Genomic DNA, 3,933 nt, shown 5'->3' with positions numbered 1-3,933 from the left:
ACGTTGCGCACGGTGGCGCGGCGCACATGGCATTATTTCGAAAGCTTCGTGACGGCAGAGCATCACCATCTGCCGCCCGACAATTTCCAGGAAAGCCCGGCACCGGTGGTGGCGCCTCGTACTTCGCCGACCAATATCGGCGTCTACCTGCTGTCCGTCGTTTCCGCCCGCGACTTCGGATGGATCAGCCTGTCCGACGCCATCACCCGCATCGACGCCACCATGGCCACGATCGAGGGCATGCCGCGTGAGCGCGGTCACCTCTTCAACTGGTACGACACCACGACACTGAAGCCGCTCTATCCGCTCTACATCTCGGCTGTCGACAGCGGCAATCTCGCCGGCCATCTGGTGGCGGTGGCGGCGGCCTGCGCCGAATGGGCCGAGGCGCCCTCCGTGCACCTCCAGGGCGATTTCGAAGGCATTCTCGACACGGTCACCATCCTCAGCGAAAGCCTCGATGATCTGCCCGACGACCGCCGTCAGTTGCGCCCGCTGCGCCAGCGCCTCGCCGACCGTCTCGACGGCATGCGGCGCGCTGTCGACACCATCAAGGCGCAGCCCGAAATGGCGTCGATCCGCACCATCAACCTGGCCGTGCTGGCCGGCGAGATCCGCAAATTGGCCACCGCCATCCATACCGAGGCGGTGTCGCCCCAAAGCGACGTCATCGTCGACTGGGCGGCAAGGCTGGAAGCCACCTGCGAAGCGCACGTCCATGACGCGCACAGCGACGACAATGCCGTCGAGGCGCTGCGTGCCAAGCTGCTCACCTTACGCGAGCGCACCCGCCGCTATGCCTTCGAGATGGATTTCTCCTTCCTGATGCGGCCGGAGCGCAAGCTGCTGTCGATCGGCTACCGGGTCGAGGAACACCAGCTCGACGAAAGCTGCTACGACCTTCTGGCTTCCGAAGCACGGCTGACCAGCCTGTTCGCCATCGCCAAGGGCGATCTGCCGACCGAGCACTGGTTCAGGCTTGGCCGGCCGATCGTCGAAATCGGTTTCCAGGGCGCGCTGATGTCCTGGTCCGGCTCGATGTTCGAATATCTGATGCCGCCGCTGGTCATGAAGGAGCCGCAGGGCTCGATCCTCAACCAGACCAGCAAGCTGATCATCAAGCGCCAGATCCAGTATGGCCGCCAGAAGAACGTGCCGTGGGGCATTTCGGAGGCCGCCTACAATGCCCGCGACCGCGAACTGACCTATCAATATACCAATTTCGGCGTTCCAGGCCTCGGGCTGAAGCGCGGTCTTGGCCAGAACACGGTGATCGCGCCTTACGCCACCATACTGGCGGCCCAGTTCAATCCGCGTGAAGCCGTGCTGAATCTCGCCCGATTGCGGGAGATCGGGGCGCTCGGCCGCCACGGCTACTACGATGCCGTCGACTTCACGCCACAGCGCGTGCCGGAAGGCACGGACCATGTCGTCGTCCAGAATTATATGGCCCACCATTCGGGCATGTCGATCGCGGCGGTTGCCGACGCCATCTTCGAAGGTCGCATGCGCGACCGCTTCCACAGCGATCCGGTCATCGAATCGGCCGAACTCTTGCTGCAGGAGAGGGCGCCGCGCGACATCCCGACAGCGACCGTCAGGACCGAGGCCGACGAACGCTCCAAGGACGAGACCGAAGTCGACAGCCCCGACACCCGCATCGTGCTCAATCCGCTGCAGTCGCTGCGGTCGACCAACGTCATGTCGAACGGCCGCTATTCGGTGATGGTCAGCGCGACCGGCTCGGGCTACAGCCGCTGGGGCGATCTCTCCGTCACCCGCTGGCAGCCGGATCCGACCGAGGACCGGCTCGGCTCCTACATCTTCCTGCGTGACGCCGGCACCGGCGACTGGTGGTCGGCTACAGCCGAACCGAAGCGAGCCGCCGAGGAAAAGGCGCAGACCTTGTTCTCCGACGACAAGGCGAGCTTCGTCAAATCGGTGGGCACCTTGCGCTCCGAGGTCGAATGCATCGTCATCTCGGAAGGCAATGGCGAGGGCCGTCGGGTCACGCTCTACAATGACGGTCCGTCCGACCGTCACATCGAAGTGACCTCCTTTGCCGAGCTGGTGCTCGGCCTGGAGGCGTCCGACAACGCGCATCCGGCCTTCTCGAAGATGTTCGTGGAAACCGAAATCTCTGCGAACAACGCGGCGATCTTCGCCACGCGGCGCAAGCGCGAGACCAGCGAGCCCGATATCGCCATGGTGCATTTCGTCACCGATCCGTCCGGATCGGCGCGCGACGCCGAGGCCGAGACCGACAGGCGCGCCTTCATCGGCCGTGGCCGCACCATCGTCGACGCAGCCGCTTTCGACCCGGGCGCCAGGCTGGGCGGCCACTCAGGCTTTACGCTCGATCCCGTCGCCTCGCTGCGCCGCCAGGTGCGCGTGCCGGCCAACAAGAAGATATCGCTGACCTTCTGGACGGTTGTCGGCGCCGGCCGTGCCGAACTGGACGAAGCCATCGCCCGCCTCGACCATCCGGAGAGCTTTGCCCGCCAGGCCATGCTTGCCTGGACCCGCAGCCAGGTGCAGACCCGCCATATGGGCCTCAGCCTGACCGATGCCGCCAATGTGCAGAAGCTGGCGCGCTATCTGATCTATCCGGATCCGTTCCTGCGTCTTCCCGCCGAATCCATCGCCTCGGGGCTGGGCAAGCAGTCGAGCCTGTGGCCGACAAGCATTTCCGGCGATTTCCCGATCTTCCTGGTCAGGATCGGCGATGTCGCCGATCTCGAAATCGTCGCCCAGGCGCTGCGGTTCCAGGAATATATGCGCACCCGCGGCATGATGATCGACTTCGTCGTCGTCAACGAGCAGGCGTCCTCCTATGTCCAGGACCTGCAGCGGGCGGTCGAGACGCTGTGCGAAAACAGCCGTCTGCGCGGCAAGGAGCTCGGGCCGCGCCAGCACATTTTCGCGGTGCGCCGCGATCTTATGGACGAGACCACCTACAAGACGCTGCTCGCCGTCGCCCGCGTCGTCCTGCACACGCGCAACGGCACCATCTTCGACCAGATCGAGCGCGCCGAGGCGGCGGCCCTGCAGGCGCGGGATGCTCTGGCAACGTTGCCGATTCCGCGTGAATTGCCGTCGCCGACACCCACGACGCATACTCCTGCCTCGCAGGCGGTGGCCAATGTCAGCGCCGATGGCAGCGGACTCAGCCAATGGAACGGCTTTGGCGGTTTCGACGGCGACGGACGGCACTATGTCGTGCGCCTGGCCGGGCGGCGCACGACGCCGCAGCCGTGGATCAACGTCGTCTCCAACGCCTCGTTCGGGTTCCACACCTCCGCCGAGGGCGCAGCCTTCACCTGGAGCCGAAACAGCCGCGACTACCAATTGACGCCGTGGTCGAATGATCCGGTCTCGAACCGCCCGGGCGAGGGCCTCTATATCTACGATCAGGCCAGCGGCAAGGCATTCTCGCCGCTCGCCGCCATGGTGCGCGATCCCTCGATGACCTACGAGGCCTGGCACGGCCAGGGTTTCTCGACCTTCCGCTCGAAGCGCGGACCGTTGTCGATGGACCTTACCCATGTCGTCGATCCGGTCGATTCCCTGAAAATCTCGCGGCTGCGCATCCAGAATTCCGGCTCGGTGCCGGCGCGGCTGCGTGTCTATGCCTATGCCGAATGGGTGCTCGGCGGGCATCGGTCGCGCACTGCGGCAACCATCGTCCCGTCGCGGGATGCCGCCAGTGGGGCGCTGCTCGCACAAAACCCCTACGGGCTGGATTTCGGCGAGCGGGTTGCGTTCCTGGCGGCCGACGGCGGCGTCCATTCGGTGACGACAGACCGATCGGAGTTCCTGGGCCGGCATGGCTCCAGCGAGCTACCGCAGGCGGTGCTGAGCGGTGCGGCGCTGTCTGGCCGTGTCGAGGCCGGCGACGATCCGTGCGCGGCGAGTGCCCGCGACGTCGAGATG

1 protein-coding gene is annotated in these 3,933 nt (G+C 65.5%); it reads left to right on the top strand.

Features of this window, described 5'->3' with window-relative positions; genetic code table 11:
- Window positions 1-3,933, top strand: a 3,933-nt coding sequence (locus EN994_RS21350) for a glucoamylase family protein (RefSeq protein ID WP_281060185.1), incomplete at both ends; no start/stop codon positions are given.

It is taken from the genome of Mesorhizobium sp. M7A.F.Ca.CA.002.09.1.1 (assembly GCF_003998555.1).
GTDB lineage: Bacteria > Pseudomonadota > Alphaproteobacteria > Rhizobiales > Rhizobiaceae > Mesorhizobium > Mesorhizobium ciceri.
The sequence above is the reverse complement of the archived record's forward strand: the minus strand, read 5'-3'. Positions and strand labels throughout refer to the sequence as shown.